The following is a 2,569-nucleotide window of genomic DNA, read 5'->3' as shown; positions in this document are numbered from 1 at the left end:
CTGCTCAGTCCGGTGGACAGCGAATTGATGCCGGTCGAAGTCGAGGTCGAGAGCGACGTGATCGAGCTGTTAGCCGACGACAGACCCGTCGAGGTCGAAGTCGACAACGACGTGATCGAGCTATTAGCCGACGACAGACCCGTCGAGGTCGAAGTCGACAACGACGACACCGAGCTGTTCGTACTGCTCAGTCCGGTGGACAGCGAATTGATACCGGTCGACGTAGAGGTCGACAGCGACGTGATCGAGCTGTTGGCCGACGAGAGGCCCGTCGACGCCGACGTCGACAGGCTCGTGATGCTCGACGTCGTCGTGCTCGCAACCGAATAGAGCTGGCTGCCGTTGATCGCGTCGGTGCTGGTTGCGGTGACGAGACCTGCCGCGACGTTCTGGATGCGGCGTTCCGAGCCCGACCGCCCGACGCTGACCACACCGCCCGCCGAATTGGCGCCGGCGAAGTTGCCGAACGTCTGACCGCCGATCGTGGCGCTGCTGACGGTGGTGGTGCCGCCGGACGTCGCCGTTGCTGCGCCGGTCGTCAGCGCGTTGTTGCCGAGGGCGACCGAGTTTGCGACGCTTGCGTTCGAATTCGAACCGAGTGCCGTGCCATAGTTTTCAGACGCCCTGGCTGCCGCGCCGATGGCTACCGCGCCGGCGGCGCCGCTGGCCGTCGAGCCGTTACCGAGTGCGAGTGCGTCCGCACCGCTTGCGATCGATTTAGCGGAAAAGCTGCCGCTGTTACCGAACGCGATTGCGCCGGTGCCGTTCGCGGTTGCCGCATTACCGATGGCAACTGAGCCGCTGATACCGGTCGCCGACGCCGAGCCGCCGATGGCGACGGAGCCGTAGGTTGCCGTGCTGCTGTTGCCGAGCGCGACAGCACCATCGCCGCTCGCGGAGTTGTTGTTGCCGAGCGCGATGGCGCCGGAACCGTTCGACGTGTCGTTCGCGCCGATTGCAAGCGCGCCCGTGCCGGTCGCGCTGTTCGGATCGCCGATCGCAACAGCACCATTGCCGCTTGCGCTTTGGCCTCGGCCGATAGCCACGGCACCGCCGGCCGCGGTGGCGCTATTTGCTGTTGTACCGCCCGACCCAATCGCAACATTCTGACCAGTTGCGCCAGACACGATGCCGTCGCCTTGCGCTATGCCGTATGCGCCATTGACCGTTGCACCCCGACCCATGGCAATGCCGGAGGTAGCAGTCGGAGCAACGGTCGACTGCCCACCAATGGCGATTGAGTCCCCTGCAGCAGCACGCGCTCCGGCGATTCCATTTGAGCCGATGGCGCTTGCACCCGCCCCTGTCGCTTGAGCTCCTGCATTTGGTCCTGACGAGTTACCGCCGATGGCGGTCGCATTAACCGCCGAAGCCTGTGAATTTGCCCCAACCGCCACGGCCCCCTGAGCGGTAGCCGCCGCCAACGTCCCCATCGCAATGGCATCAGTGTCCGTTGCCAAGGAACTTACCCCAATAGCAGTAGAACCTTGGCCCGTTGCTTTACTATAGAGGCCGTTCGCGACACTACCTACACCGCTGGCTGTCGTACCCCAGCCGACTGCAGATGCACTCAGTCCAGTGGCGGATGCCCCGCACCCCACCGCAAAGGAATTCATACCAAATGCTTGGGTGTACACACTACTCTGCGTACCACTCGGAGCATATGTCACATTACCGAATGTCTGCTCCGTGCTACGGTACGGAATAATTCCGCCATTCGCCCCGGCATTCGTTGCATCTCCCCATGACGTAGCCGTAGATTGAGGTCCAAACCCGAATAGGCCACCGAGGTAATTCGCCCCGACCCCATATACTCCTGCATATGAACCTGGGCCAGAGGTTAGCATTGAACAGTCGCCGTCGCCGACAAATGCCACTCCTAAATCACCGGCCCGCGCCCCGCCTCCACCCGAAGACCCAGCGTAGCTAGCGTTCCCGTTGACGCTACCCACGCCAACGTCGGTTCCAACGATGCCGGCCCAGGCATTTGAACCTAGCAAGTATGTAACCGTCGCGACGGTAATCGCGTCGAATCGACAAATCCTGCGATTCCGCGTTATCGAAGTCTTCGACGGCCCCGACGTAACACTCCTCGCAATTTCAGACGCAACAACAAAGCGCCCGAACGCTCGACTCCACACTATCCGATATATTCTATTCATCTCGCACCCCGAATCAAATCCTCACCGACTGAATTATACAAGGCTAACGACGGCGGCGGGCTAACCGTTTCGTACATTTGCCAATGTTTAACATATTATCAACGGATGCTACGCGTGGTCGTCAATTTGATAAATTCCTTTTTAATCAATTACTTGCGGCTCCACCGGCCGAGCCGGCGCGTCAGATTGACGCATAAGGTGATGGTGCGTTACAAGTTATAGCCTCGCACTCCTGACGAGATTATTTTTCTAAGCCAACCTGAATTTCCCATGCCAAAGAGAAAATGGTTCTCCTGCCGCGCCCCTCTTGTAGGGGGTAGAACGACTGTCTGGACCGGCCAGAGTTTCATAGACACTCACGAGCCATTTAGCGCGTAGCGCCGCTCAAACTCAATCGGTGAAAGATC

1 protein-coding gene and 1 pseudogene are annotated in these 2,569 nt (G+C 60.2%); both read right to left on the bottom strand.

Annotated features, from left to right (window positions below):
- A partial coding sequence (locus WS61_RS34980) for a beta strand repeat-containing protein (protein WP_373557130.1) occupies positions 1-1,847 on the bottom strand: 1,847 nt, incomplete at its 3' end.
- Between the two features lie 216 nt (positions 1,848-2,063).
- Positions 2,064-2,162, bottom strand: a pseudogene (locus WS61_RS36095) (ESPR domain-containing protein); the annotation flags it as partial.
- Between the last annotated feature and the right edge of the window lie 407 nt (positions 2,163-2,569).

The organism is Burkholderia sp. ABCPW 11, from assembly GCF_001523445.1.
Taxonomy (GTDB): Bacteria; Pseudomonadota; Gammaproteobacteria; order Burkholderiales; family Burkholderiaceae; genus Burkholderia.
Note: the sequence above shows the minus strand (reverse complement) of the source record. Positions and strands in the feature narration are given on the sequence as shown.